Source organism: Enterobacter asburiae (assembly GCF_007035645.1).
In the GTDB taxonomy this organism is placed as follows: Bacteria; Pseudomonadota; Gammaproteobacteria; order Enterobacterales; family Enterobacteriaceae; genus Enterobacter; species Enterobacter asburiae_B.
This window is the reverse complement of the sequence record NZ_AP019632.1, coordinates 2028854-2052667: the sequence shown is the minus strand read 5'-3', so window position 1 is coordinate 2052667 and position 23814 is coordinate 2028854. Positions and strand designations below refer to the sequence as shown.

At 51.5% G+C, this 23814-nt stretch carries 23 protein-coding genes and 1 pseudogene; 11 read left to right on the top strand and 13 right to left on the bottom strand.

Annotation, left to right across the window (positions count from 1 at the left end):
- Nucleotides 1-243 precede the first annotated feature (243 nt).
- Nucleotides 244-1353 carry a porin OmpC gene (ompC, locus tag FOY96_RS09730; RefSeq protein WP_047060983.1) on the top strand — a complete coding sequence of 370 codons (1110 nt, stop codon included), beginning with the start codon at nt 244-246 and terminating at the stop codon, nt 1351-1353.
- A 337-nt stretch (nt 1354-1690) separates the two neighbouring features.
- On the opposite strand, the gene FOY96_RS23105 is transcribed toward ompC, so the two are convergent.
- The 7 genes from FOY96_RS23105 to FOY96_RS09700 all read right to left on the bottom strand — a co-directional run bounded on the left by FOY96_RS23105 (nt 1691) and on the right by FOY96_RS09700 (nt 6773).
- Entirely contained in the window at nt 1691-1768 is a 78-nt protein-coding gene (locus tag FOY96_RS23105) for a hypothetical protein (RefSeq protein ID WP_223239581.1), read from the bottom strand.
- 68 nt (nt 1769-1836) lie between these two features.
- Nucleotides 1837-2259, bottom strand: coding sequence for a GFA family protein (locus FOY96_RS09725; RefSeq protein ID WP_033145698.1), 423 nt, complete (start codon nt 2257-2259; stop codon nt 1837-1839).
- 3 nt (nt 2260-2262) lie between these two features.
- The gene (locus FOY96_RS09720; protein ID WP_143346917.1) at nt 2263-2460 is read right to left on the bottom strand and encodes a hypothetical protein; all 198 of its coding nucleotides are present in this window, start codon (nt 2458-2460) and stop codon (nt 2263-2265) included.
- Between the two features lie 65 nt (nt 2461-2525).
- A complete protein-coding gene (locus tag FOY96_RS09715) occupies nt 2526-3557 on the bottom strand; it encodes a methyltransferase (protein WP_143346916.1) in 1032 nt (343 codons plus the stop codon).
- Nucleotides 3558-3815: 258 nt separating this feature from the next.
- A complete protein-coding gene (locus FOY96_RS09710; RefSeq protein ID WP_033145699.1) occupies nt 3816-4265 on the bottom strand; it encodes a hypothetical protein in 450 nt (149 codons plus the stop codon).
- Nucleotides 4266-4408: 143 nt separating this feature from the next.
- A complete protein-coding gene (locus FOY96_RS09705) occupies nt 4409-4753 on the bottom strand; it encodes a DUF1294 domain-containing protein (RefSeq protein WP_064672627.1) in 345 nt (114 codons plus the stop codon).
- 496 nt (nt 4754-5249) lie between these two features.
- Nucleotides 5250-6773 (bottom strand): EAL domain-containing protein, encoded by a 1524-nt coding sequence (locus FOY96_RS09700; protein ID WP_143346915.1) that lies wholly within the window; start codon nt 6771-6773, stop codon nt 5250-5252.
- A 680-nt stretch (nt 6774-7453) separates the two neighbouring features.
- Between FOY96_RS09700 and FOY96_RS09695 the strand changes: the two genes are divergently transcribed.
- The 3 genes and pseudogenes from FOY96_RS09695 to ttcA all read left to right on the top strand — a co-directional run bounded on the left by FOY96_RS09695 (nt 7454) and on the right by ttcA (nt 9063).
- Complete coding sequence (locus tag FOY96_RS09695; protein ID WP_039262890.1) at nt 7454-7864, top strand: ASCH domain-containing protein; 411 nt, start codon at nt 7454-7456, stop codon at nt 7862-7864.
- 156 nt (nt 7865-8020) lie between these two features.
- A pseudogene (locus FOY96_RS23265) lies at nt 8021-8092 on the top strand (hypothetical protein); the annotation flags it as partial.
- Nucleotides 8093-8127: 35 nt separating this feature from the next.
- Entirely contained in the window at nt 8128-9063 is a 936-nt protein-coding gene (gene ttcA / locus FOY96_RS09685) for a tRNA 2-thiocytidine(32) synthetase TtcA (protein ID WP_023312015.1), read from the top strand.
- 42 nt (nt 9064-9105) lie between these two features.
- Here ttcA and dbpA read toward each other — a convergent pair whose 3' ends face one another.
- The 4 genes from dbpA to FOY96_RS09665 form a co-directional block, all read right to left on the bottom strand.
- Nucleotides 9106-10479, bottom strand: a complete 1374-nt coding sequence (gene dbpA, locus FOY96_RS09680) for an ATP-dependent RNA helicase DbpA (RefSeq protein WP_033145704.1) — start codon at nt 10477-10479, stop codon at nt 9106-9108.
- Nucleotides 10480-10506: 27 nt separating this feature from the next.
- A complete protein-coding gene (ynaL, locus tag FOY96_RS23100; RefSeq protein WP_071884843.1) occupies nt 10507-10689 on the bottom strand; it encodes a proline-rich small protein YnaL in 183 nt (60 codons plus the stop codon).
- Nucleotides 10690-10962: 273 nt separating this feature from the next.
- Nucleotides 10963-11946, bottom strand: a complete 984-nt coding sequence (gene zntB / locus FOY96_RS09670; protein ID WP_023335899.1) for a zinc transporter ZntB — start codon at nt 11944-11946, stop codon at nt 10963-10965.
- Between the two features lie 154 nt (nt 11947-12100).
- Nucleotides 12101-13243 carry a methyl-accepting chemotaxis protein gene (locus tag FOY96_RS09665; RefSeq protein ID WP_071884844.1) on the bottom strand — a complete coding sequence of 381 codons (1143 nt, stop codon included), beginning with the start codon at nt 13241-13243 and terminating at the stop codon, nt 12101-12103.
- 456 nt (nt 13244-13699) lie between these two features.
- Here FOY96_RS09665 and FOY96_RS09660 point away from each other — a divergent pair, with 456 nt between their 5' ends.
- The 4 genes from FOY96_RS09660 to FOY96_RS09645 all read left to right on the top strand — a co-directional run bounded on the left by FOY96_RS09660 (nt 13700) and on the right by FOY96_RS09645 (nt 18150).
- Nucleotides 13700-15829: a putative bifunctional diguanylate cyclase/phosphodiesterase gene (locus tag FOY96_RS09660; RefSeq protein ID WP_143346914.1), complete on the top strand. Its 2130-nt coding sequence runs from the start codon at nt 13700-13702 to the stop codon at nt 15827-15829.
- Between the two features lie 92 nt (nt 15830-15921).
- A complete protein-coding gene (locus FOY96_RS09655) occupies nt 15922-17154 on the top strand; it encodes a sensor domain-containing diguanylate cyclase (RefSeq protein ID WP_143346913.1) in 1233 nt (410 codons plus the stop codon).
- A gap of 74 nt (nt 17155-17228) precedes the next feature.
- Nucleotides 17229-17369 (top strand): Ecr family regulatory small membrane protein, encoded by a 141-nt coding sequence (locus FOY96_RS09650; protein WP_021240268.1) that lies wholly within the window; start codon nt 17229-17231, stop codon nt 17367-17369.
- Between the two features lie 217 nt (nt 17370-17586).
- Nucleotides 17587-18150, top strand: coding sequence for a DJ-1/PfpI family protein (locus FOY96_RS09645; RefSeq protein ID WP_033145709.1), 564 nt, complete (start codon nt 17587-17589; stop codon nt 18148-18150).
- 90 nt (nt 18151-18240) lie between these two features.
- Here FOY96_RS09645 and FOY96_RS09640 read toward each other — a convergent pair whose 3' ends face one another.
- Nucleotides 18241-19857 carry a peptide ABC transporter substrate-binding protein gene (locus tag FOY96_RS09640; RefSeq protein ID WP_143346912.1) on the bottom strand — a complete coding sequence of 539 codons (1617 nt, stop codon included), beginning with the start codon at nt 19855-19857 and terminating at the stop codon, nt 18241-18243.
- Nucleotides 19858-20042: 185 nt separating this feature from the next.
- On the opposite strand from FOY96_RS09640, the gene mpaA reads away from it, so the two are divergent.
- Nucleotides 20043-20756: a murein tripeptide amidase MpaA gene (gene mpaA / locus FOY96_RS09635; protein ID WP_045355868.1), complete on the top strand. Its 714-nt coding sequence runs from the start codon at nt 20043-20045 to the stop codon at nt 20754-20756.
- Here the strand turns inward: mpaA and ycjG are convergent.
- Complete coding sequence (gene ycjG / locus FOY96_RS09630) at nt 20747-21712, bottom strand: L-Ala-D/L-Glu epimerase (protein WP_143346911.1); 966 nt, start codon at nt 21710-21712, stop codon at nt 20747-20749. The two genes, mpaA and ycjG, sit on opposite strands and share 10 nt — an antisense overlap.
- Before the next feature lie 107 nt (nt 21713-21819).
- Here ycjG and tpx point away from each other — a divergent pair, with 107 nt between their 5' ends.
- Both tpx and FOY96_RS09620 read left to right on the top strand, forming a co-directional pair.
- Nucleotides 21820-22326 (top strand): thiol peroxidase, encoded by a 507-nt coding sequence (gene tpx / locus FOY96_RS09625; protein ID WP_023335907.1) that lies wholly within the window; start codon nt 21820-21822, stop codon nt 22324-22326.
- A gap of 275 nt (nt 22327-22601) precedes the next feature.
- The gene (locus FOY96_RS09620) at nt 22602-23810 is read left to right on the top strand and encodes an aldose 1-epimerase family protein (protein WP_143346910.1); all 1209 of its coding nucleotides are present in this window, start codon (nt 22602-22604) and stop codon (nt 23808-23810) included.
- Nucleotides 23811-23814: the final 4 nt, after the last annotated feature.

Here is a 23814-nt window from a genome sequence, read left to right as displayed (position 1 = left end):
TATAACGCCGGCCAGATTACCTTAATTAACGCCTGATTAATAATTTCAATTTAATATAGTTACTTTTAAATCATTCATCAAACCAATGATCATTTCTACCGATTTATTCGGTTTAGATTTTACTTAGTTCGTAACAATTATATTTTATTACTCTTACACGGGAGTGATTTAGCATGAGACAACTTTCTCATTCTGAAAGTTCAACAGGTAATTAAATAAAAACAACTGCAAAGGAATATCACAATGCAAAGAAAAGTACTGGCTCTGATGATTCCGGCTCTGTTAATAGCTGGTTCTGCTCAAGCAGCAGAAATTTATAATAAAGACGGTAACAAATTAGATCTGTACGGAAAAGTAGATGGTCTGCACTACTTTTCCGATAACAAAGGTGCTGACGGCGATCAAACCTATATGCGTCTGGGTTTCAAGGGTGAAACGCAGATCAACAACACGATGACCGGCTATGCGCAGTGGGAATACAACATTCAGGCCAATAACACGGAAGGGTCTGATAATCAGTCCTGGACGCGTCTGGCCTTCGCCGGTGTAAAAGTGGGTGACTACGGCTCCTTCGATTACGGTCGTAACTACGGTGTCCTGTACGACGTGGAAGGCTGGACCGATATGCTGCCTGAGTTCGGTGGCGACTCCTACACCAAAGCCGACAACTTCATGACCGGCCGCGCAAACGGCGTGGCAACCTACCGTAACACCGACTTCTACGGTCTGGTGCAGGGCCTGAACTTTGCGCTGCAGTATCAGGGCAAAAATGAAGACGCCAGCAACAACCAGGAAGGTACCAACAACGGTCGCGACACGCGTCACGAGAACGGTGACGGCTTCGGTATCTCCACAACCTATGACTTCGGCATGGGGATTACAGCGGGTGCCGCGTATACCTCTTCTGACCGCACCAACGAGCAGGTCATGAATACCACTGCGGGTGGAGACAAAGCGGATGCCTGGACGGCGGGCCTGAAGTATGACGCCAATAACATCTATCTGGCGGCAATGTATTCTGAAACCCGCAATATGACCCCATATGGTGATAATACCGACGCCGTGGCGAACAAAACCCAGAACTTCGAAGTGACCGCGCAGTACCAGTTCGACTTCGGCCTGCGTCCGTCCCTTTCCTACCTGCAGTCGAAAGGTAAGGATCTGGGCAACGGCCAGGGCGACCAGGATCTGGTTAAATACGCTGACGTAGGGGTCACCTATTACTTCAACAAAAACATGTCCACCTACGTTGATTACAAAATCAACCTGCTGGATGAAGATGACAACTTCTACAAAGACAACGGCATCAGCACCGATGATGTTGTAGCGTTAGGCCTGGTTTACCAGTTCTGATTGTCAGAGCCCGCATAATCATGCGGGCTCGCTTGTTTTTTGAAGTTCGTCACATAAGACAGTTTAAGAAAGGGGTTGGTTGAGGGAAAGTTGAAAGTAAGCTGGTTAAACTGCGGTGATAGCCCTTTCTTCACTAAGGATAACAGCGTTGTTTGGTCGTGTATCCCTTGCCTTACTTACCCTTTTAGCATTGCTGTGGATGGCGTTAATTTTTGATTTTGGTGATATCGTCGGGCATCTCGGGGCGCTATTAAACCATCTGGATGGCAGTTAACTATTGTCCCTGGAAATAAAAAGCCACCAGCGGTGCCGGTGGCGGGTAAACGCGTATGTCGCGTTATTTTTTCACAGGTTGAGGCTTTTTATCACCTGATTCAGGGGCCTCACGCGGATCGTCTTTTTCAACACAGAGCATAGTTTCTCCTGTTTCAGTTACCCACTGCCAACTATAGCCGGAGGAGTAAAAGAGTGGCCAGGCGGCAATCATGCCTGCTCTTCCCCTTTCTCGCGAAAAGAGAGATATCCAAATACCCCACTATCCCCATCCATGGGATGGTTAACGCCGTCCATCACCTTCACCTCTGGAAAATCAAAAGGTGAAACGTTTTCAAAACAGGCGACATTAACGCCATATTCGTTTGGGTTAGAACGCCGCTGATGGAACGTGTAGATCCCGCATACCGAGCAGAAGAAATGCCGTGCCGTTCCCGTGTTAAAGCGGTACTCGGTGAGCTTATCTTCACCTTTGGTCACCTTAATGCCTGACAGCGGCGCAGAGACGACGACAGCGCCCCGCATACGACAAAAGGAACAGCTGCAGCGCCGCGCGGTATTCAGACCATCAGTGAGCTCAACGGTGAACGCCACCGCGCCGCAATGGCACTTCGCGTTTCGTCTTTCAGCCATGGGCTATACCCCTTTTCTCACCAGCTCGGCAGCCTTAACGAAAACCTCATCTTCTACGCCATCGCCTTTTTTCCTGCCGAGCCTGACCAGTTCATCAACAATGCTGTTGCGATGGATCGGTTTCTGCGCTGAAACTAGCCCAATAACGGCGGCCCCAATCGCCAGCCCCACTAATCCGGTTTGTTCATCTTTGTTCATCATGCTTACGCTCCTGGTCCAACCAACAAGCTTAGCAGGAATACGGTAAAACGGAATGACGGACAAGTTCAGACAGGTATGACTTCTAAAATCGACAGATAGGAACCGGTATCTATTATTTTGTTCAGCTTCAAATTGGTCTGTTCAAACAAGACCTGATACTCAGGCTCTGTTCTTGCCCGCCCGCCATCAAAGCTTGTTAACAGAAGAAGGTCAATTTCAAATCGTCCCTGCTGATTATTTTCTTTTTTAATAAGCGGTTCAAAAATTAATAATCGGGAGTTATCTTTCATTGCATTTCTGCAGCACTGAAGTATCTGAATCGCCTTCTCATCAGGCCAGTCCATCAAAATATATTTAAGTAAAAAAATGTCCGCTGCAGGACAGGCTTCAAAAAAGCTGCCCTCTACGGTCTTCCATCGGCGATTATCATTCAATAGTGAAAGTCTGTTCCGCTCAAGCACGTCTTTTTGATCAAACAAGATCCCTGTCAAGGTCGGATTTCGACGTAAAATTGCCAGCAATAAATTACCCAGCCCACCGGCGATATCGGCAACGACAGCGTTTTCAGGGAATGAATAGCTACCAGTAATAGTTTCATTTTCTACGGATGACATAGAGGCCATACCAGCATGAAAAATGTTGCTTCCCGTCACCGTGTCATCATGCTGCCAGTAATCGTAAAAAGGCTTGCCAAACAATGAATTAAAAACAGGTTTGCCTTGTAATATTTCATCCATTCTAGCCGCTGGCTGCCAGAATGTTTGGTCTGTCAACATAAGAACTGCCGCCCGTAAGGAAAATTCATGATCGGAACGCAGGAATTGAGCTGAATGGCTAAGACCGTATTCCGTTTCGGATAATTCGTTGAACACCCCACGCGAAGACAATAAGCGCATGATTCGATGAAGATAGTCGCCATCGACATTAAGCTCCTTCGCCAGCTGCTTAACGGATTTCTTTCCTTCAACCAGAAGATCTGCAACGCCTAATATCGCGACAGCCCGAAGTGCTGCCTGCCAGACAAAACCCATGCTTTGCTCTAACAAACACATTCCTTCTTTACGGCTTAGCAAATCCAGACTATTACGTTGTGACATTTTCTGCTCCTTACCAGTAAAGATGCGCTGAACAACTTAAATTCGCTAGCAAGCGTAAGTCTGGTAGTGAGCTTTATCCATAATTTCAGAAAGGATTATTTATGCGGTTTCGTACCGTTTAGCATACAATCTCTTTAAATATGTAAAAAAACAGGGCCACTTACTCTTTATTTTGATTAGTAACATAGTGACACTATTATTGTGTAAATAATTGCTTTGATGAGAAAAATGCCTGCCATGAGAAATGACATTTCATATTTAAAATCTCGGCGTCAGTCCAAACTTTGGCGTTTTGATGTTTGCAGCCCAAATCTTGATATCGTTTTGCAGGAGGATCGTGAAATCGGATTTTAAATGCGTCACCATGCTATTGACGCTGTCCGCATCAACCACTGAAAAATGTTCAATTCTGTTTTGTCCTACCTGAACACAATAATATTTGGCGGGCAGTACTTTACCATTCACATTTAGCGGCAGGTTTTTCTCACCGCAACGGCCTTCAGTAATATAGGACACCAGTAAATTAGCGGATTTTCTTCCTGGCTGGGAGACACTCACCATGACCGGGAAACCTTCCGAGGTCTGTGTCATATCATAAAGAACCGCATTTTTTATATACCAGGTATTATATTCCCGCTCCTGAAAAGCAGACCAGGAAGGCGCAGAAAAGAGCACCAGCACTGCCAGAATAAGAGATTCTATTTTCATGGGATGTTGTCGTCCGTGTTGTTGCACGTATTATTCAGATTGTGCAAAAAACAGCAACCACTTAAGAATAGTCCTACTACTATTGGCAGTGACGGAGGAGTAAATTAAAGATATGCCTTACCGTCAGCAGTCCCTGCCAACGCTCATAAAAGAGAATAAGAAGAAAAATGATAAACGGCCGCCATCATGGCGATGCTGACGACGACGCTGATGAAAAAGTAGCTTTTGAAGGGCTGCTTTTGGGTTTTATGGCGAAAGAGTTGTTGGCCGACAATGGCGCCAGGCCAGCCACCTGTCACGCCAAATACCAGCAATGTCGCTTCCGGAACCCTGCGCATCCCCTTCCGCGCCGCCATTTTATCGGCGCCATACATGAACAACGTCATCACGTTGATCGCCAGAAACCACATGACCAGAGAATGGGTAGCAAGAAGGCTGCCGATCGCAGCGATAATCAGGAGTAAATAACAAAAGCGATTAAGGGTCATAGCACGAGCCACGGGGTGTTTAGCAGTTTTGGATGACGCATTATACGTTAACTGACGAAAATCTCAGAGTGAGACGGCTATTCTAAAATGCAAACTGCGCCCCGGGCCTTTACTGGTTAACATTTAAACTGCGGTAATAAGTAAGCATTATTTCATTATGCGTTGACCGCTAGCATTTTTTTCTTAAAAAATTAACCTGAAACAACTTACGTCGAAAACACAGCGTAAGAGCATTGTTTTAACAAAACAATAATCATTACCCCCATCAATCTAAAGAGGGTGCGACAATATTGATTAAAGTCAAATTAAACGTTAGCCAGCTAATATTTAAAGCCATCCATTCATTTAAGAACACCCAAAACAATGTTGAAAACAATTAATTTGACCATCCGGTCAATGCATAACAAAATATTACCGTGGTTAAAGCAATAACGGTCTGCATTTTTGGGGGATGATGTCCCCCCTTTTTATTTTCTCAGAAACAACCGAATAAAGATTATTCCACCCTGACCTTAACTTTTGGCTTCGACAAGAGAACTTTGACCAGTTCCTTGAAAGGAAGAGGTTTGTAAAAGAAATACCCCTGTAAAAACCGGATATGATTGCGTGTGAGGTAATCGAGCTGCTCTTCAGTTTCAACGCCTTCCGCCACGATGCTAATTGAGAGTTTTTTGGCCAACTCCAGTACCGAATCAAGGATTAGGGTTGAGTCCTCATTCGCGTTAACCCTGGCAACAAAGCTCTGGTCGATTTTAATGTAGTCAATGTGCAGATCCTGCAGATAGGACAGGCCGGAATAACCCGTACCAAAGTCATCCAGCGCAATGGCAAATCCGTTATTATGTAGCTCATTCAATGTATTAACGAGTTGTTCATCAATGTCGAGCGGTTCACGCTCCGTCACCTCAACGACGAGGTTGAGATCCTGTTGAGTGAAGCTGCGCTTGTAGTGGAGACACTCTTCAACAAAGGTGGGCGCAACGATATGAGAAGCGCTGAAGTTAATCCCTACGTGAAACCCTTCCGGCAGCAATGTCGCAATAGCATTCATGTGTATTGCAACCTGCCTCATTAAGCTCTGAGTCAAAGGAATAATTAAACCGGATTTCTCCGCAAGAGGAATGAAGGATGCAGGAGAAATAAACCCTGATTGTGGATGTTTCCATCTGGCCAGCACTTCCACACCCCGCAAGGTTCCCTCTTTGCCGCTCACGACGGGTTGGTAATACGGAATAATTTCATTTCTGTAAATGGCGATGCGCAGTGACTCTTCGGGTGAAACATCCTTAGAAATATAGCGTTGAAGAATATAAGCAGAGAGAGACGATATTATCAGCAGGAATAACACCACGCCTCCGGCTCGATTGAATAATCTCTTAAGACTAAAAAGAGGTGGAGAGTTGAATTGTACCGAGAAAGGATAACCAGAGGCTTTTACCGTTAATATCTCTTTCTTCGTATGGTCTGCCGCCGTCACATCACCTGTCAGGCTTAAAAGGGTATTGCCTACTCTCAGGGAATATTCAACGCCATTTAATGGCATATCCAGCGCATCCCGGATATGGCTATCGCTGATGCTAACGATGATCCGGCTTCCGGCGTGAATTGTCTGATACAAGAGAACCGGAAGACCGTTGACGGTACTGGCCGAAGGGACGAGGAGCAATGATGACTCAGGCAGCACTGAGCTGTTGACCAACAATACGCGGTTTCCCGGTAACGAGGAGCACCAGACCGCATCATTTTTCAGAATAACGATCGTTCTCAGGTGAGGCTGTAATGCCGCCTCGGTGCCCAGCCGATATTGCCCTTCAGCATCACACTCATTCTCGGCAAGTTGCATTGCCATCTCAGTCGCATGGCGAGCTTCTTTAAGAATAACATTCATGTTCCGTACGACGTAGTGCGCCTCTGCCAGGCTATCAGCCCGCGCAGAATACCAAACCTGTAAATTGATGATAAAAACGCCGAGCAAAAACATTGTCGTGGCTGCAGCTACGGGGATAGATGCATGGCGCATTTAGGGTTCTCGATTTAAGTAAAGTTGCCGCTTCAACGATGGTGAAGTGATTGAATTGTCATCGTCTTAAGCATGGTTGATAACGTAATAAATACCATGACAGGCGTCAGAAAAGTTCTCGTAAACCAGATTCAGGGGAAACAAAAGGCCGCCGAACGGCAGCCCTGGTGGATAAGTGTCTATTAATATCGCTTTATTGTATTGATCGGGGTTCTTTCTGACCAGTCTGGCCGCTCGCCGGCCATGATGGCACGCTGTTGCGTTGGCGTCACAGACTGAGTTATTTCAGGCATTGACTTGTATTCGGGTTGTTTAGGTGGACTGAGAACCAGATCGGAGCTACAGCCTGACAGCAGGAAAATGGCCAGTAGAGATGAACTAAGCTTGAACACGTTAAACCCTTCCAATGGGATAATATTTAAAGAAAAAGCGTGGTGCTGGTTGCATCCAGGTGACTCGTTACTGATATTCAAAGCCACGCGCCTGGCTGCAGACAGCAGATTCACCACACAGATAACCTCGTAAGGATATATTTACCAGGGCAATACGCGCAACGCTTTGTTTTCCTTCCCACCCGAACTAAAAATGCAAGGAAAGGCGACTCTGCTTCTACAGTCGAGGGGGTTTATGCTAAAACCGCTATTCCGATTCTTTTGGTTAAGAGTTAAGAAGGGATTTGAATGGTTCAGGTTGAAGAATTAAAAATGAAGTACCCAGGCGCAGTGGCCTGGCAAATGGGTGACGGCCCGGAACTGGCGAGCGTGCTTGCGGACCTGATTAAAAAAGGAATCAAAACGGCCACCTGCGGATCTTTTGCCTCGTACGCGCAGGATGTGTCTGCTCCGCGGATGGGGAGCTACAACATAATTCTTGATGGCCAGAATGTCCCGGTCTGTGTGATCCGGCTGGTTTCAATGCGGCTGGTGCGTTTTTGCGATGTAAATGAAGAATTCGCTCGCAAAGAGGGTGAAGGCGATTTAAGCCTTGAATACTGGCAGAAAGAGCATCAGCGATTTTTCTTCCGCGAAGGCCATTTTTCTGAAGATATGGAACTGATCGCGGAAGAATTTGAATTGGTTGAGGTGCTGTAAGCTGAAATAAAAGTGATACTTATCCCAGCGAGCCTGCACCCTTCTGATGCCCTCCCAGGTTTGTCAGGCTTTTTAAAGCTACCCTTGTCGATATAACGCATCACCCCGGCATCACTAGCCATTACCCTTAAGCCTGCATGATGTGAATCATTATAGGGCTCCAGATTTAACGCAGCTGTAAAACGTGCTGGTATTCGCCGCCGGAATCCGTACCATACGCGGCATACAATGTTTGCCCCTGCTGGCTCCGAAGGTAGTACTAAATGCAAGAGAATCAAGAGATTAACAAAAAAGAGCAATACAACCTGAATAAACTGCAAAAGCGACTGCGCCGTAACGTGGGCGAAGCCATTGCAGACTTCAACATGATTGAAGAAGGTGACCGCATCATGGTCTGCCTGTCAGGGGGTAAAGACAGCTATACCATGCTGGAGATCCTGCGTAATCTTCAGCAAAGCGCACCGGTGAAATTTTCCCTGGTGGCGGTCAACCTTGACCAGAAACAGCCGGGCTTTCCGGAGCACATTCTGCCGGAATACCTCGAGAAGCTGGGCGTTGAGTACAAAATCGTCGAAGAAAATACCTATGGCATTGTGAAAGAGAAAATCCCGGAAGGGAAAACCACCTGCTCACTCTGCTCTCGTCTGCGCCGCGGCATTCTGTATCGTACCGCGACGGAGCTGGGCGCGACCAAAATTGCGCTGGGCCATCACCGCGACGATATCCTGCAAACGCTGTTCCTCAATATGTTCTACGGCGGCAAGATGAAAGGCATGCCGCCTAAGCTGATGAGCGATGACGGCAAGCACATTGTGATCCGCCCTCTCGCCTACTGCCGCGAAAAAGACATTGAGCGTTTTTCTCAGGCTAAAGGTTTCCCGATCATTCCATGTAACCTGTGCGGCTCTCAGCCGAACCTGCAGCGTCAGGTGATTGGCGACATGCTGCGCGACTGGGATAAGCGTTATCCGGGTCGTATCGAAACCATGTTCAGCGCGATGCAAAACGTTGTCCCTTCCCATCTCGCGGATGTGGAGCTGTTCGACTTTAAAGGCATCAACCACGAGTCAGAAGTTGTGAACGGCGGGGACCTGGCGTTTGATCGGGAAGATATTCCCATGCAGCCAGCGGGCTGGCAGCCGGAAGAAGATGACAATCAGTTTGAAGAGCTGCGTCTCAACGTGCTTGAAGTGAAGTAAGCGATTAGCGTCTCAGAAACACCTTCTGAGACGCTTCATTCTTTATTTCAGCAGACGTACGCGACAGGTTTTACCCTTAATTTTCCCGTTTTGCAGCTGCTTCCATGCCTTATGGGCAACCGCCTGGCGAACCGCTACGTAGACATGCGCCGGATGGACCGCAATCTTGCCGATATCCGCCCCGTCCAGACCCACATCCCCGGTCAGCGCCCCTAATACGTCACCTGGACGCATCTTGGCTTTTTTACCGCCATCAATGCACAGCGTCGCCATTTCAGCCTCCAGCGGCACAATGCTGGCGCTGGCCGGTGCATTCATCCAGTTCAGCTTAATCTGCAGCATCTCAGAGAGAATGTTGGCGCGCTGCGCCTCTTCCGGTGCGCAGAAGCTGATCGCCAGACCGCTGTTTCCCGCGCGCGCGGTACGGCCAATACGGTGCACGTGCACTTCAGGATCCCACGCCAGCTCAAAGTTCACCACCAGCTCCAGGGATTTAATGTCCAGACCGCGCGCAGCGACGTCGGTTGCGACAAGAACGCGGGCGCTGCCGTTAGCGAAGCGGACCAGCGTCTGATCGCGATCGCGCTGTTCCAGATCGCCATGCAGCGACAATGCGCTCTGGCCGGCGGCATTCAGGGCATCACAGACCGACTGACAGTCTTTTTTGGTATTACAGAACACCACGCAGGACGCAGGCTGATGCTGGCTCAGCAATTTCTGCAGGAGCGAAATTTTCCCCTGCTGCGAAGTTTCAAAGAACTGCTGCTCGATGGCGGGCAGCGCATCTACGCTGTCGATTTCAATGGTAAGCGGATTTTTCTGCACGCGCCCGCTGATGGCGGCGATGGCCTCCGGCCAGGTCGCGGAGAACAGCAGCGTCTGACGATCGGCCGGGGCGAAACGGATCACCTCGTCAATTGCATCGCTGAAGCCCATATCCAGCATCCTGTCTGCCTCATCCATCACCAGCGTTTGTAACGCATCCAGCGAGACGGTGCCTTTTTGCAGGTGATCCAGCAGGCGGCCGGGCGTTGCGACAATAATGTGCGGCGCATGCTGGAGTGAATCACGCTGCGCGCCGAACGGCTGTCCGCCGCAGAGGGTTAAAATCTTGGTGTTGGGCAGGAAACGCGCCAGGCGACGCAGTTCACCCGCGACCTGGTCTGCCAGTTCGCGTGTCGGGCACAGCACCAGAGACTGGGTCTGAAAAAGCGCCGCATCGATGTGCTGCAACAGGCCAAGGCCAAATGCCGCCGTTTTCCCGCTGCCCGTTTTCGCCTGCACGCGCACGTCACGGCCCTCGAGGATGGCGGGCAACGCGGCCGCCTGAACAGGCGTCATCGTGAGGTAACCCAACTCGTTGAGGTTATCGAGCTGGGCGGCGGGCAGAACATTCAGGGTAGAAAAAGCGGTCACAGTAGTCTCTCGTGGTCATCTTTGCGGTCAGATGGCGCGTATCCTCGCAGATCTCGCGATTCGATGCGACAATTTAATCGGTTCTTGATCTGGCGGCGGGTCGGGCATCGGCTGCGGACGCGGGATGGGATCGGGCATTGGCACCGGATCGGTGGGGACGGGATCGGATTGACGCGATTGTTGCAGTAGCAGAGCGTTCAGGATGCTCATCATTCCCTCCAGAATTTGCTGTCGTCCCTTTTAGGGTAGACGCTGAGAATCAGGAGGCAAAAAAAAGCCGACTATGAAGTCGGCGTCGTACGAATCAATTGTGCTATGCAGTAATTCAAAAAAGGAAGTAAGACAATATGGAGCGCAACGCCCATCGCTTGACGTTGCATTCACCTGCGGGAGTAATATTGCACCTTACGGGGTAGATGTTTATTGACTTCGCTCAATTAAAAGAGCGTTTTGATCCCGTTAAAAGCTGAAAAAAGCGTAAATTTACAGCCATTTACTACGATGCAACCACCATGCAACACCACCAATCAAAACAACTAACATCACGCAAAACGCGGTAAAGCCGTAGCGATAAGCGCCACCCGGAATTCCCCCAAGGTTCACGCCAAACAGCCCGGTAAGAAACGTGCTGGGTAAAAACACCATCGCCATCAGGGACATCGTATAGGTTCTTCTCGCCAGAGACTCCTGCATCACCTGCGCGATTTCGTCCGCCATCACCGCCGTTCTGGCAATACAGGAATCAATCTCGTCCAGCCCTCGCCCCAGCCTGTCGGCAATATCCTGCATTCTGCGTCGCTGATCGTCATTCATCCAGGCGAGCCTTTCGCTGGCAAGACGCGCATACACGTCGCGCTGCGGCGTCATGTAGCGGCGCATCACAATCAACTGCTTACGCAATAAGGCCAGAAAACCGCGCGGCGGGATCTGCTGATCGAGCAGGTTATCTTCCAGGTCGATGATTTTGTCGTGCAGCTCTTCAATAAATTCACTCGCATGATCGGTAAGGGCGTCGCAGACGTCCACCAGCCAGCTGCCGCAGTCGACCGGCCCGGTGCCCTCTTTCAGATCGTTGACGATGTCATCCAGCGCCAGAACTTTTCGCTGGCGGGTCGACACAATGAGCCCATCGTCCATGTAGACACGCATCGCAACCAGCTGATCCGGGCGTTCATCCGTGCTGCCGTTAATGCAGCGCAGGGTGATCAGCGTCCCGTCACCCATTCGACTCACGCGGGGCCGCAGGCTTTCACCCGCCAGCGCATCGCGCACGTTATTGGGCAAGAGCGGCGTCGAGGCCAGCCAGTCAGCGCTGTCCGGGTGGGTGTAGTTCAGATGTAGCCAGCAGGGATGCGCACTATCGATCACATCATTATCTTCCAGCGGTCGCGCACCGCCGCGACCATCCAGCACCCACGCAAAAACTGCGTCTGGAACGTTTAGTTCAGATCCTTTAATGCTTTCCACTGCGCCTCCACCTTTTTAGCTCTTCGGTGTCAGTCTAGCTTTCATCAGGGGTTAAGCAACAACTATGTATTCCATCGCGCTGAAATCGCTCAGGAATTGTACATACCAGGCGGAGGCGTGAAAAAAGCCTGGCATGCCAGGCTTTGAGGTGCTGTCAGAGAGAGTGCTCTGGCCGCTGCAGGAAGGATGGCGAGCCGCCAGATGATGAGGACAAGGATGACTGATCGAGCCTGAAATTACGCGTTCGGGTCTGCAGCTCAATCACCTGATTACGCAGTACATCAGACGAACCGTTGAGTTCCTCTGCCATTGCCACGTTACTTTGTGTGACCCGCTCCAGCTCCGATAGCGCCAGGGTAATCTGAGAAATGCCTTTCTCCTGCTCTGAGGTTGACGCGGAAATGTCGTCCATTAAGCGGCTTACATTTCCCGAGCCGGTCACGATTTCATGCATGTTTTTCTCTGCCTGTGACACAACGCTGGCTCCCTGCGTGACGTTACTGCTGGTGACTTCAATCAGCGTTTTGATATTCTTCGCGGCCTCCGCGCTGCGGTGTGCCAAGTTTCTTACCTCTTCCGCGACGACAGAAAAACCCTTGCCATGATCGCCCGCCCTTGCCGCCTCCACGGCCGCGTTGAGCGCCAGGATATTCGTCTGGAACGCAATGCCGTCAATGAGCGAAATAATCTCCGTCATCTGCTGCGCGCATTCGGTAATGGACTGCATATTGCTGGCGACCTGTCCCATCAGCTCGCCACCCTTGCGCGCCTGTAACGTCGCCACATTTGCCTGCTCGCTCGCCAGGCGGGTGTTATCGGCATTGTTTTTGGTGCTCGCGGCCATTTGCTCCATGCTGGCTGCGGTTTGCACCAAAGACGCAGACTGCTGTTCGGTTTTCACCGAAAGCTGAGCGCTACGTGCCGAGAGTTGATCCGATAAGGTCATGGCGGTTTGCGATGACGCTCTGATCTCACGCACCAGCGTCGCAATATTGCCGGAAAGACTATTGATCCCGGGGATGAGCCGGCCCGCACAGTTATTGCCAAATTCAGGGATAGATACGCCAAGGTTACCTGCGGTCACCTCCTCAATACTTCTCTTCACCGTATTGATCGGCGTCACAAGATACTTCGTCATATAGACCCAGAGCAAAAATAGCGCAACGAAATTGATGACATTAAGCGAAATAAAGAGAGACGTATTGCTGGAAAATAGAACAACGACACCTGCACTTACCAAAAAAAGAGAGAAAAGGAACCCGATAATAAAGGTCCTTACACTAATATTTTTTAGCATGATAATACCCACGTTTTATATTTTGGTCGGCACTTAGACTTATAGCATTGGCCCGGAAGTTTTTCATCGCAAACAACGCTTGTTTTTTGTTTCGCCGTTAGCATCCTGAGATTTACGTTAAGTCAGATAAAAAGAGCGTATTAGTGAAAATGTTTTGCTCAGCATGCTGTGATACTGTTCTCCAGCCATGTTAAGCGATAGTATCGCCCGCGGTGAGACGACACGATCGCCCTCATATTTAAGGAGCTTTGCTACTGTTATTCGTTCTTGTTTAGCAATGCTTAATATATTAACAAGAGAATATATTTTATATTCTTAATAAGTTTTAGAGTATTAATATGACTGGTCATTTTTCACGATAAATAACTAATATGGTTTGAATGCGCATGTTCGTTGCCCGATAAAGATGTATCCGGCAGGCGAAATCGGTAACCCTCTCAGGCGTGGGATTGCATAATGCTCAATATATCGTGGGACCCTGTGTTAATCGCTATCTCTTATCTGGTGGCGTTTATCGCCTCCTTTGTGGCGCTGGACAGCGCCGGAAAGATCCCCCTCTCCAGCCGAAAGGCTGCCCTGTTCTGGCGCATTGCCGGTGGGGTCACGCTGGGCATTGGCATTTGGTCGATGCACTTTATCGGCATGCTGTCGATGCAAATGCCCATGATGATGAGCTACGACCTCTGGTTAACCCTTGCGTCACTGGGCGTCGCGGTGGTTGCATCGGCCACGGCACTTAATATTGCCGTCGCGGGCAAAAAACTTTCTCCCTTTCGACTGATCTTTGCCACGGCGATCCTGAGCGCTGGCGTGGTGTCGATGCACTACATCGGTATGGCGGCCCTGATGCTGGATGGCAGCATCATCTGGGATCGCCGCCTCGTGGGGTTGTCCGTGGTTATTGCGGTTGTTGCCTCCGGCACGGCGTTGTGGCTGGCTTTCCGCCTGCGGGATAAACACAAAGGCGTCTTTATCAATCGCATTCTCGCGGCCTTCGTCATGGGTGCCGCCATTTGTGCGATGCACTATACCGGCATGAGTGCCGCGCGGTTTCAGGAAATGGCGCATACCCTCCCTGGCGGGATCGGCGAGCTGGGGTTATCCATCTGGGTGTCGGTCACCACGCTCTGCCTGCTCGGCGTGATGTTAATCATTTCGCTGATCGATTCCCACCGGCGCACCTGCCGGCTGACGGATAATCTGCATCAGCTCAACCGCCAGCTTGAGCTACAGGCGCGGTTTGACGCGCTCACCGGGCTCGCAAACCGCCACCAGATGGATCTCCGCATGCAGGATTGTCTGCGCAGCGCGCTGCTGAGCAAGAAGCCATTTGCGGTTATTTTCCTGAACGTCGATCACTTCAAACGCGTTAACGATACGTGGGGTCACAGCGTCGGTGATGAGCTATTGATCACGGTCGCGCAGCGCATCACGGCCCGGCTCACGCGAGAGATGACCCTGGCAAGGCTGGGAGGCGACGCCTTTATCCTGCTGGTGCCGGAATGTGACGACGACAGGCTCAACGCCCTGGTCACCGCGTTGCTCGAAGACGTGCGACGCCCTCTGTCCGTCTGCGGGCATACGTTAAGCACAACGATCAGCGCGGGCGTAAGCCTCTATCCTCAGGATGGCGAAACGCTGCACGAGCTAAAGCTCAAGGCGGATGCAGCATTACATCGCGTCAAGGAAGATGGCCGCAACGGCTGGGCGATTTACCGGACCGAGATGTCAACAGCGATCCCGGCGAAACCCGGTTTCCTGCAGGAGCTTTCTCAGGCGCTTGAGCGCGATCAGTTTGAGCTGTGGTACCAGCCAACCTGGCATGCGGGAGAGAAAACCATTCACGGTTTTGAAGCCCTTCTGCGCTGGCGGCATCCTGAGCAAGGGGTTGTGCTGCCTAATCTGTTTATCCCCTCCCTGGAACAAACGGGCTTAATTATTCCGGTAGGTAACTGGGCCATTGAAGCGGCATGCCGACAGCTTCATTTCTGGACTGAGCAAGGCTTCAGCCAGTGGACGCTGTCTCTCAACCTATCCCCCATCCAGTTTGAACAGCCTGATATTTTCCAGATCGTCTCGTCGATGCTGGAAAAATATAGCTTGTCTCCGTCCCGGCTGATCCTGGAGGTAACGGAAAGCACCGCGCTTAAAAATCTCGACCGCAGCATTGAGTTGCTCAATGCGTTTAATCATGCGGGGATCGTTGTCTCGATTGATGATTTTGGGACGGGCTATTCCAACCTTTTGATGCTGAGCGTGCTGCCAGCAAAAGAGCTCAAGATCGACAGAAGCTTTGTCACGTCGATGCTGGAAAATGAAAAAAGCTACAAGCTGGTTGAAACCATTATCAGTATCGCCCGGACCATGGAGATGAATGTGGTGGCAGAAGGGATCGAGACGGAAGAACAGCAGGCGGTTCTCACCCGACTCGGCTGCGATTACCTGCAGGGATATCTGTTCTCTCGCCCCTTACCTGCCGAACAGGTACCGTGGCTACTGCTGCAGATAAACTCAGACAAACAGATTATACCCATTAATAAAATTCAAACGGACCCCGCATTTATTTCTCAAAAAAATCATGCCTGACGGGGTTAAGTGGAGTATGTTTCAAGGGAGTACACGCGAGTCAATTCTGTCATGATTGTCAGGCACATGTTGTCGATGAACAGGAAACGCCTATGTCGCAACCTTGTTTTGATGCGTTGAATGTAATTAAAACACCCGTGTGGCTCGTTTCACCCGTGTTGGAAAAGATCATTTTTGCGAATGTGGCCGCAACGCAGATCATGGGGGATAAAACGCTCGATGACCTGCGCAAAGGGATCTACTCTGCCAGTGCGCAAACCGTCCTGTCGATGTATGTATCTGAACTGAAAACAGAGCAGGAGATCGTCGAAATCTGGACAACAAGCCGGGATGGACAGGATACGCCGTTAAGCTGTCGTCTCTCGCTTGCCCACTACGCGCCCTGGGGCGATGTGATTGTTTTCGAGGGCATCTCCCAACAAATACTCTCAGGATTGAAGGCCAGCCGTTCCGCTACCTACCGTCGGAAAAAACAGGGTTTTTATGCACGCTTTTTTCTGACCAACAGCGCCCCAATGCTGTTAATCGATCCGGCCCGCGACGGTCAAATCGTCGATGCGAATCTGGCCGCGCTCAATTTTTATGGTTATTCACATGATGACATGTGCAGTAAGCATACCTGGGAAATCAATACGCTGGGGCGAGATGTGATGCCCATTATGACTGCGATTGCCGCGCTGCCCGGTGGTCATAAGCCGCTCAATTTTGTTCACCGCCTTGCCGATGGATCCACCCGCCACGTTCAGACGTATGCCGGGCCCATTGAGATCTACGGTGACAAGCTGATGCTGTGCATCATCCACGATATCACCGAGCAAAAAAGGCTGGAGCAGGAGCTGGAACATGCGGCGTTACGTGACTCCATGACGGGGTTACTCAACCGGCGCCAGTTCTACGCGATTACCGATCAAAGCAATCTGAATAAACTTCCCTCGCAGCAGCAATTTAGCCTGCTGCTGGTGGATACCGACCATTTCAAAAACATTAATGACCTGTTCGGCCATCTGAAAGGCGATGAGGTGCTTATCGCCCTTTCCCGGACGCTGGAAGACTGTAGTCGGGAGGGCGATATGGTGTTCCGCTGGGGTGGCGAAGAGTTCGTTATCCTGCTGCCGCGCACCTCTCTCGACACCGCGATGCAGATTGCCGAGTCAGTCCGTGCAGCCGTTGCCCGCATTACGATTCCAGGCTTGCCGCGGTTTACCGTCAGCATCGGCGTAGCGCGGCACAATCAGGGTGAAAGTATTGACGAGCTGTTTAAGCGTGTGGACGATGCGCTGTATCGCGCTAAAAATGACGGACGCAATAAAGTCCTTGCGGCATGAAACTGGAGTATCCGGAAAAGCCCCGCTACAATGCCCACCTCGAATCAATTAGCGTCAGGTGGGTAAAAACCGCAATGGGAAAAACAGAAATAATACTCACCTTAATTATTTTACTCCTTATTATATTTGGCTTCTGGTTTATTTTTAGCGGTGAGATCTGGTATCTCGTCGAGTTCCTGGAAAATAGCCTTTACCCGACCTTCGATGCACCGTAACGCACGTTTAATCGCTTGTTTCACCTACCGAATATGTCAGGTATCTGCTTCCGTTACAGCCGCGTAAAATACGCGGCGTTATCCTCCAACAACGTTGATAACGAATCACTTATTCATTTGCTTATGTTGCCCGTGCTCTGACGGGCTTTTTTATTTCCGGCAATTCACCCACGCCAGGCTATATCTTAATCATCTTTATTGATAGAGGTGAGGAAAGATGAGCAAGAAGATCCTGATGCTGGTTGGCGATTACGCCGAAGATTACGAAACCATGGTGCCTTTTCAGGCGTTGCAGATGATTGGTCATCAGGTGGACGCGGTCTGCCCCGACAAACCGAAGGGCGACTACATCATGACGGCAATTCATGACTTTGACGGCGCCCAGACCTACAGCGAAAAGCCCGGTCACCGCTTTACCCTCAATGCCGATTTTTCAGCCGTAAAGGAGCAGGACTACGACGCGCTGCTCATCCCCGGCGGGAGAGCGCCCGAGTATCTGCGGTTAAATGAGGACGTCTTAAAGCTGGTACAGGCATTTGACGCCGCGCGTAAGCCGATTGCCGCAGTGTGCCACGGACCACAGCTGCTTGCTGCCGCGGGGATTCTGAAAGGACGAACCTGTAGCGCCTACCCGGCCTGTGCGCCTGAAGTCCGTCTCAGCGGTGGTCACTACGCCGCTATTGGCATCGATCAGGCCCATGTAGACGGTAACCTGGTGACGGCTCCCGCCTGGCCCGCGCATCCGCAGTGGCTGGCGAAGTTTAATGCGCTGTTAGAATAACAGAGACCCGGTATCGGGCCACGCATAGCGAATGAAGCGGTAACGAGTTTTGCAGACCTGGCGCATTCTCGCGCCAGGCCTCATAAAACATCAGTGCTTCTCGATAAACATCGTCCGGCTATACGCCACGTCTTCCGGGTTATTGATGGGGTAGCCTTTCACCCAGGGCTTAATCAGGCGACCATTGGTGTACTGGTAAATGGGCGCGATAGGCGCTTTCTCCAGGAGGATTTTCTCCGCCATGTTGTAGTCGGTATTACGCGCTTTCGCCGTGGTTTCCAGCGTCGCCTGGTGGATAATTTTATCGTAGGCCGGGTCGTTGAAACGCGAGATATTGCCGCTGTGGGTGGAGGTCAGCAGGGACAGGAAGGTCGACGGCTCATTGTAATCGCCTACCCATGACGCGCGGATCACATCAAAATTGCCGGTATTACGGCTGTCGATATAGGTTTTCCACTCCTGGTTTTGCAGTTTGACGTCCACACCGAGATTTTTCTTCCACATGGACGCCACCGCAATGGCGATTTTCTGATGGTTTTCCGAGGTGTTGTACAGCAGGGTCAACTTCAGCGGACGCTGCGGGCCGTAACCTGCGGCCTGGAGCAACGTTTTCGCCTGAGCGTTCAGCTCCTGCTGGGACATCTGCTCGAACGGTGAAGGCTCAGGGGTGAAGCCCGCCGTCACGTCAGGGGTGAAATGCCAGGCCGGCTTCTCGCCTGTACCTAATACCTTTTCCGCCATAATGCGGCGATCGATAGTCATGCTCAGCGCAAGACGCACCCGGGCATCGGCCGTCGGGCCCTTTTGCGTGTTAAACGCATAGTAATAGGTCCCGAGCTGAGGCGGCGTATACACCTGTCCCGGAATGTCCTTCAGGAGCTTCTGATACATGTTTTTCGGGAACGATTCGGTGATATCAATATCCCCCGCCAGATAGCGCTTAGTGGCGGACGATTCCTGATTAATCGGAATGAAGGTCACTTTTTGCAGGACAGTTTTCGCGTTGTCCCAGTAGTGCGTATTCGGCACGACAACCAGTTTTTCATTCACCACGCGGTCGTTCAGGACGTACGCGCCGTTACCCACCAGAGCGCCCGGACGCGTCCACTCTTTCCCGCTTTCAACGTTCGCTTTTTGCACCGGATAGAAGGCGAAGTTTGCCGTCAGGTTGCTAAACCACGGGAGCGGTTTGTCCAGCTGGACGCGTAAGGTTCTGGCATCCACCGCCGTCACGCCCAGGGTATCTGGCGCCGCTTTGCCATCGATAATGGCCTGCGCGTTATTGATGCCCGCCAGCGCCGCAAACCAGGCAAACGGAGACGTGGTTTTCGGGTCAACCAGACGCTGCCAGCTGTAGACAAAATCCTGCGCGGTGACGGGCGTACCGTCAGACCATTTCGCGTTATCGCGCAGGATGAACGTCCAGATACGGTTATCGTTGCTCTGCCAGCGCGTCGCCACGCCGGGGGTCAGCTCCCCTTTCTCGTTCTGATTCACCAGCCCTTCGAAAAGATCGCGAATTACCTGAATCTCGGGTAATCCCACCGCTTTTGCCGGATCGAGCGAAGCCGGCTCGTCTTTAATATGCCTGACCAGCTCCTGTTTTTGCGCCAGTACCGTGCCCTGGGGCACATCAGCAGCGTACGAGAGTGTAGAGAGTCCGCACAGGTACAGTGCAGCGCAGAGACGCGAAACAGGATGCTTCATAAGATCCCCTTTGATGAATTCAGGTAACAAGCAGATGCGTAATTATTTGTTTCGAAACAGAGAAATGCAAATACCTTACGCCTGAATAGTGATTTAAGGCAATTCTCAAGCGTTACGGAAACTATTTGATTAACAGCGGGTTTTGCACAACACTGCCAGTAGAGACTTCTTTATCAGGATTTCGTATGGCAATCACCCGACCACGAGCGGAGCGCGGGGCCTTTCCGCCGGGCGCTGAGCAATATGGCCGCTCATTTTTAGGCGCATCGCTGATCTGGTTCCCGGCGCCCGATGCCGATCGCAGCAGCGGTTTGATCATTGCCGGCACGCACGGAGACGAGAACTCGTCCATAGTCACGCTTTCCTGCGCGCTGCGGACGCTGACGCCTTCATTGCGCCGTCACCACGTGATTCTTGCCGTCAATCCGGACGGCTGTCAGCTTGGATTACGGGCGAATGCGAGGGGCGTTGACCTGAACCGTAATTTCCCGGCGGCAAACTGGCGCGCCGGAGAAACGGTTTATCGCTGGAACAGCTCCGCCGAGGAGCGGGACGTGGTGCTGCTGACGGGAGACAAGCCCGGCTCGGAGCCGGAAACGCAGGCGCTGTGCCAGCTTATCCATAAGATCCACCCCGCCTGGGTTGTCTCCTTCCACGATCCGCTGGCCTGCATTGAAGATCCGCGTCACTCCGACCTGGGCGCGTGGCTGGCGCAGGCTTTCGCCCTGCCGCTCGTCACCAGCGTGGGCTATGAAACACCCGGATCGTTCGGTAGCTGGTGCGCCGATTTGAGCCTGCCCTGCATCACCGCTGAATTCCCGCCAATTTCCTCCGACGAAGCCAGCGAAAAATACTTAAACGCGATGATGGAGCTACTGCGCTGGCAGCCTCAAAGATGAAGCACGCCGCTGGTAAAATTAAGCGCCGGTGAAACGTCGACCGCCAGCCACGTCGGGCCGTCCAGATCGGCGAAACGGACCTGATTGACCAGCGGCAGCGCCGCGCCGATCGCCCGGGATGTGCAGAGCATGCATCCAAGCATCAGGGAAAAGCCCTGCGCCTGCGCTTCCGCCGCCAGGGCCAGCGCTTCTGTCAGCCCGCCGGTCTTGTCGAGCTTGATATTGACCATCTCATAGCTGCCCTTAAGCGCGCTCAAATTCTCGCGGGTATGACAGCTTTCATCCGCACAGACGGGCAGCGGATGGATAAAATTCTTCAGCGCCGCCTCATCCTTCGCTGGCAGAGGCTGTTCCAGCATCGCTACGCCCAGGTCAGCCAGCAGCTGGCATCGCGCGGCAAGCCCCTCGGGATGCCACGACTCGTTGGCGTCAACAATCAGCGTGGCCGAGGGAACCGCCGAGCGAATGGCGACCATCCGCTCGCTGATCAGGCGATCGTCGAGCTTCACTTTTAACAGCGTGGCCCCGGCGTCAAAGAGCGCTTTTGCGCTGGCAGCCATCTGCTCCGGCTCACCAATCACGACCGTTTGCGCCGTCACGACGGACTCCGGCAGCGATACCCCCAGCAAGGACGTCAGCGATTGTTCCTGCCTGGCGGCCTCAAGGCTCCAGAGCGCACAGTCGATGGCGTTGCGCGCTGCCCCGGCGGGTAAACGCTGCTGTAACGCCTCGCGCGTGAGCCCTTTTTGCAGGTCAGGCACCAGGGTCATGATATGCGCCATCACCGACGCAGGACTTTCTCCATAGCGCGGGTAAGGCGTACATTCCCCAACGCCTTTAACCCCCTCTTCTTCAATTTCAACCACGACCACGCTGGCTTCACTTCGACTGCCGCGGGAGATCACAAACGGGGTATGCAATGGCCAGGCTTCTTCATAGACCTTAACGCTTCTCATCACTGACTCCTTGCGGCCCGGAAAGGCGAAAAATTTGGTTTGCCGTGTTATCCGCTGATGGCATACACTAGCCCCGACGTTAACTATATGTAAACAGGAAGATATCTATGTCACAACTCGTTCATTTCCAGGGCAACCCGGTTGCTGTTGCAGGTTCCATTCCGCAGGCTGGCAGCAAAGCGCAGGCTTTTACTCTGGTGGCTAAAGATCTGTCTGACGTCACACTGGCTCAGTTTGCGGGTAAACGCAAAGTACTGAACATTTTCCCAAGCATTGATACCGGCGTTTGTGCCGCGTCCGTGCGTAAATTCAACCAGCTGGCGACTGAAATGGACAACACCGTTGTGCTGTGCATTTCCGCTGACCTGCCGTTTGCCCAGTCCCGTTTCTGCGGTGCTGAAGGCCTGAGCAACGTTATCACCCTCTCCACCCTGCGCAGCGCAGATTTCCTCGAGAAATACGGCGTCAGCATCGCGGAAGGCCCACTGAAAGGTCTGGCGGCACGTGCCGTACTGGTTCTGGATGAAAACGACACCGTTGTCTTCAGCGAACTGGTTAACGAAATCACCACCGAGCCGGATTACACTGCCGCGCTGGACGTGCTGAAAGCATAATAAGTACTTAGCATTCTATACAACTTATTCTCAACCTCGCCGCGGCGGGGTTTTTTATTATAATAAAGCTGAATCGTTAAAGCATAAATGCTCACAAATCACATTAGTCATGCAATAAAAACGTCGACGCGTAACATTAACGTGATCAATAACGCATAATAATCGTTAAAATTCTCTATTTTCGACCGCAGTGAAGCACATCACATTTCCCTTTTTGCCTAAACATTAGATTTGCTTACGAAAGAAAATAATCGTTTCAGCAAAAAGGATAAAATATGAAAATTAAATTCGCTTTTACGCTCCTTGCGGTACTGAGTTCTGGCCATGCAGCGGCCAAAACCTGGGTGCTGACAAGCGCTGAAAGCAGCGTAGAGAAAGGAAACTGGAAGATTTCCAGTGATGAGCTGAAAGTTAAAGACCAAACGTTCAGCATTGAGCAAAAAGTCTTGCACGGTGGTAAACAGGAAGGCAGCAAAGTCATCATAATCAGCAGTAAAGACGGCCTGACGATTACCCTGAGCCCGACCCGCGGGATGAACCTTCTGCATGTAGAAGGCTTTGGCACCCGACTGGGGTGGAATTCGCCCGTTAAAGAGGTCGTTAATCCGGCATATATCAATCTTGAGAGCCGCAACGGTCTCGGCTGGCTGGATGGTTTCAACGAGATGATGGTGCGCTGTGGCTATGAGTGGACAGGACATCCGGTCACCGCTGACGGGCAAATTTACACCCTGCACGGCAGGGCCGGTAATACCCCCGTTTCGCAGGTCGAGGTTGAAATCGCCGATGCCGCCCCGCATGAAATCCGCGTTCGGGGTTTGATCAAAGAGAGCACGTTTAAAAAATCGGATCTGCAAACCATGACCGAACTGCGCTACGTTCCCGGAACTAACCAGTTCAGCCTGCACGATGTTCTGACCAACCATGCGGATTACCCTCATGATTACCAAATCATCTATCACAGCAACTTCGGCACGCCGATCCTCGAAGAAGGCGCCCGTTTCCTTGCGCCGGCGGCGAGCGTGAGCCCGTTCAATGACTACGCCAAGGCGGGCGTTAACGACTGGCAAACCTATGCCGGGCCGACAAAAGGCTTTGATGAGATGGTCTTTAACATTAAACCGCTCTCGGACAATAACCACGAAACGCTTGCGGCGGTGGTCAATAAAGCCGGAGATAAAGGCGCGTCAATCCAGTTTGATACCCGCCAGCTGCCCGTGCTGACCTTATGGAAGAACACCGATACGCTGAAGCAGGGCTACGTCACGGGCATTGAGCCGGGCACCAGCTACGCCTACCCCGTTACGATTGAACGCGAGCAGAAGCGGGTTAAGCAGCTGCAGCCCGGTGCCAGCGCGCAGTTTGACCTGACCTATACCCTGCTGCACAGCCCGCAGCAGGTGAAAGAGGTCGAAAACAGGATTGCATCGATTCAGGGAGAGACAAAAACAGACATCGTTAACACGCCGATGGCGAAGGAATAAACGC

Coding starts and splice junctions, on each gene's coding strand:
- FOY96_RS09655 (WP_143346913.1), top strand. CDS start 15,922: ATGTCGCAACCTTGTTTTGATGCGTTGAATGTAATTAAAACACCCGTG.
- FOY96_RS09720 (WP_143346917.1), bottom strand. CDS start 2,460: ATGATGAACAAAGATGAACAAACCGGATTAGTGGGGCTGGCGATTGGG.
- FOY96_RS09695 (WP_039262890.1), top strand. CDS start 7,454: ATGGTTCAGGTTGAAGAATTAAAAATGAAGTACCCAGGCGCAGTGGCC.
- FOY96_RS09715 (WP_143346916.1), bottom strand. CDS start 3,557: ATGTCACAACGTAATAGTCTGGATTTGCTAAGCCGTAAAGAAGGAATG.
- tpx (WP_023335907.1), top strand. CDS start 21,820: ATGTCACAACTCGTTCATTTCCAGGGCAACCCGGTTGCTGTTGCAGGT.
- FOY96_RS09705 (WP_064672627.1), bottom strand. CDS start 4,753: ATGACCCTTAATCGCTTTTGTTATTTACTCCTGATTATCGCTGCGATC.
- FOY96_RS09650 (WP_021240268.1), top strand. CDS start 17,229: ATGGGAAAAACAGAAATAATACTCACCTTAATTATTTTACTCCTTATT.
- FOY96_RS09725 (WP_033145698.1), bottom strand. CDS start 2,259: ATGGCTGAAAGACGAAACGCGAAGTGCCATTGCGGCGCGGTGGCGTTC.
- FOY96_RS09640 (WP_143346912.1), bottom strand. CDS start 19,857: ATGAAGCATCCTGTTTCGCGTCTCTGCGCTGCACTGTACCTGTGCGGA.
- FOY96_RS09710 (WP_033145699.1), bottom strand. CDS start 4,265: ATGAAAATAGAATCTCTTATTCTGGCAGTGCTGGTGCTCTTTTCTGCG.
- mpaA (WP_045355868.1), top strand. CDS start 20,043: ATGGCAATCACCCGACCACGAGCGGAGCGCGGGGCCTTTCCGCCGGGC.
- ttcA (WP_023312015.1), top strand. CDS start 8,128: ATGCAAGAGAATCAAGAGATTAACAAAAAAGAGCAATACAACCTGAAT.
- FOY96_RS09620 (WP_143346910.1), top strand. CDS start 22,602: ATGAAAATTAAATTCGCTTTTACGCTCCTTGCGGTACTGAGTTCTGGC.
- ynaL (WP_071884843.1), bottom strand. CDS start 10,689: ATGAGCATCCTGAACGCTCTGCTACTGCAACAATCGCGTCAATCCGAT.
- FOY96_RS23105 (WP_223239581.1), bottom strand. CDS start 1,768: ATGCTCTGTGTTGAAAAAGACGATCCGCGTGAGGCCCCTGAATCAGGT.
- FOY96_RS09700 (WP_143346915.1), bottom strand. CDS start 6,773: ATGCGCCATGCATCTATCCCCGTAGCTGCAGCCACGACAATGTTTTTG.
- FOY96_RS09665 (WP_071884844.1), bottom strand. CDS start 13,243: ATGCTAAAAAATATTAGTGTAAGGACCTTTATTATCGGGTTCCTTTTC.
- FOY96_RS09660 (WP_143346914.1), top strand. CDS start 13,700: ATGCTCAATATATCGTGGGACCCTGTGTTAATCGCTATCTCTTATCTG.
- ompC (WP_047060983.1), top strand. CDS start 244: ATGCAAAGAAAAGTACTGGCTCTGATGATTCCGGCTCTGTTAATAGCT.
- FOY96_RS09645 (WP_033145709.1), top strand. CDS start 17,587: ATGAGCAAGAAGATCCTGATGCTGGTTGGCGATTACGCCGAAGATTAC.
- ycjG (WP_143346911.1), bottom strand. CDS start 21,712: ATGAGAAGCGTTAAGGTCTATGAAGAAGCCTGGCCATTGCATACCCCG.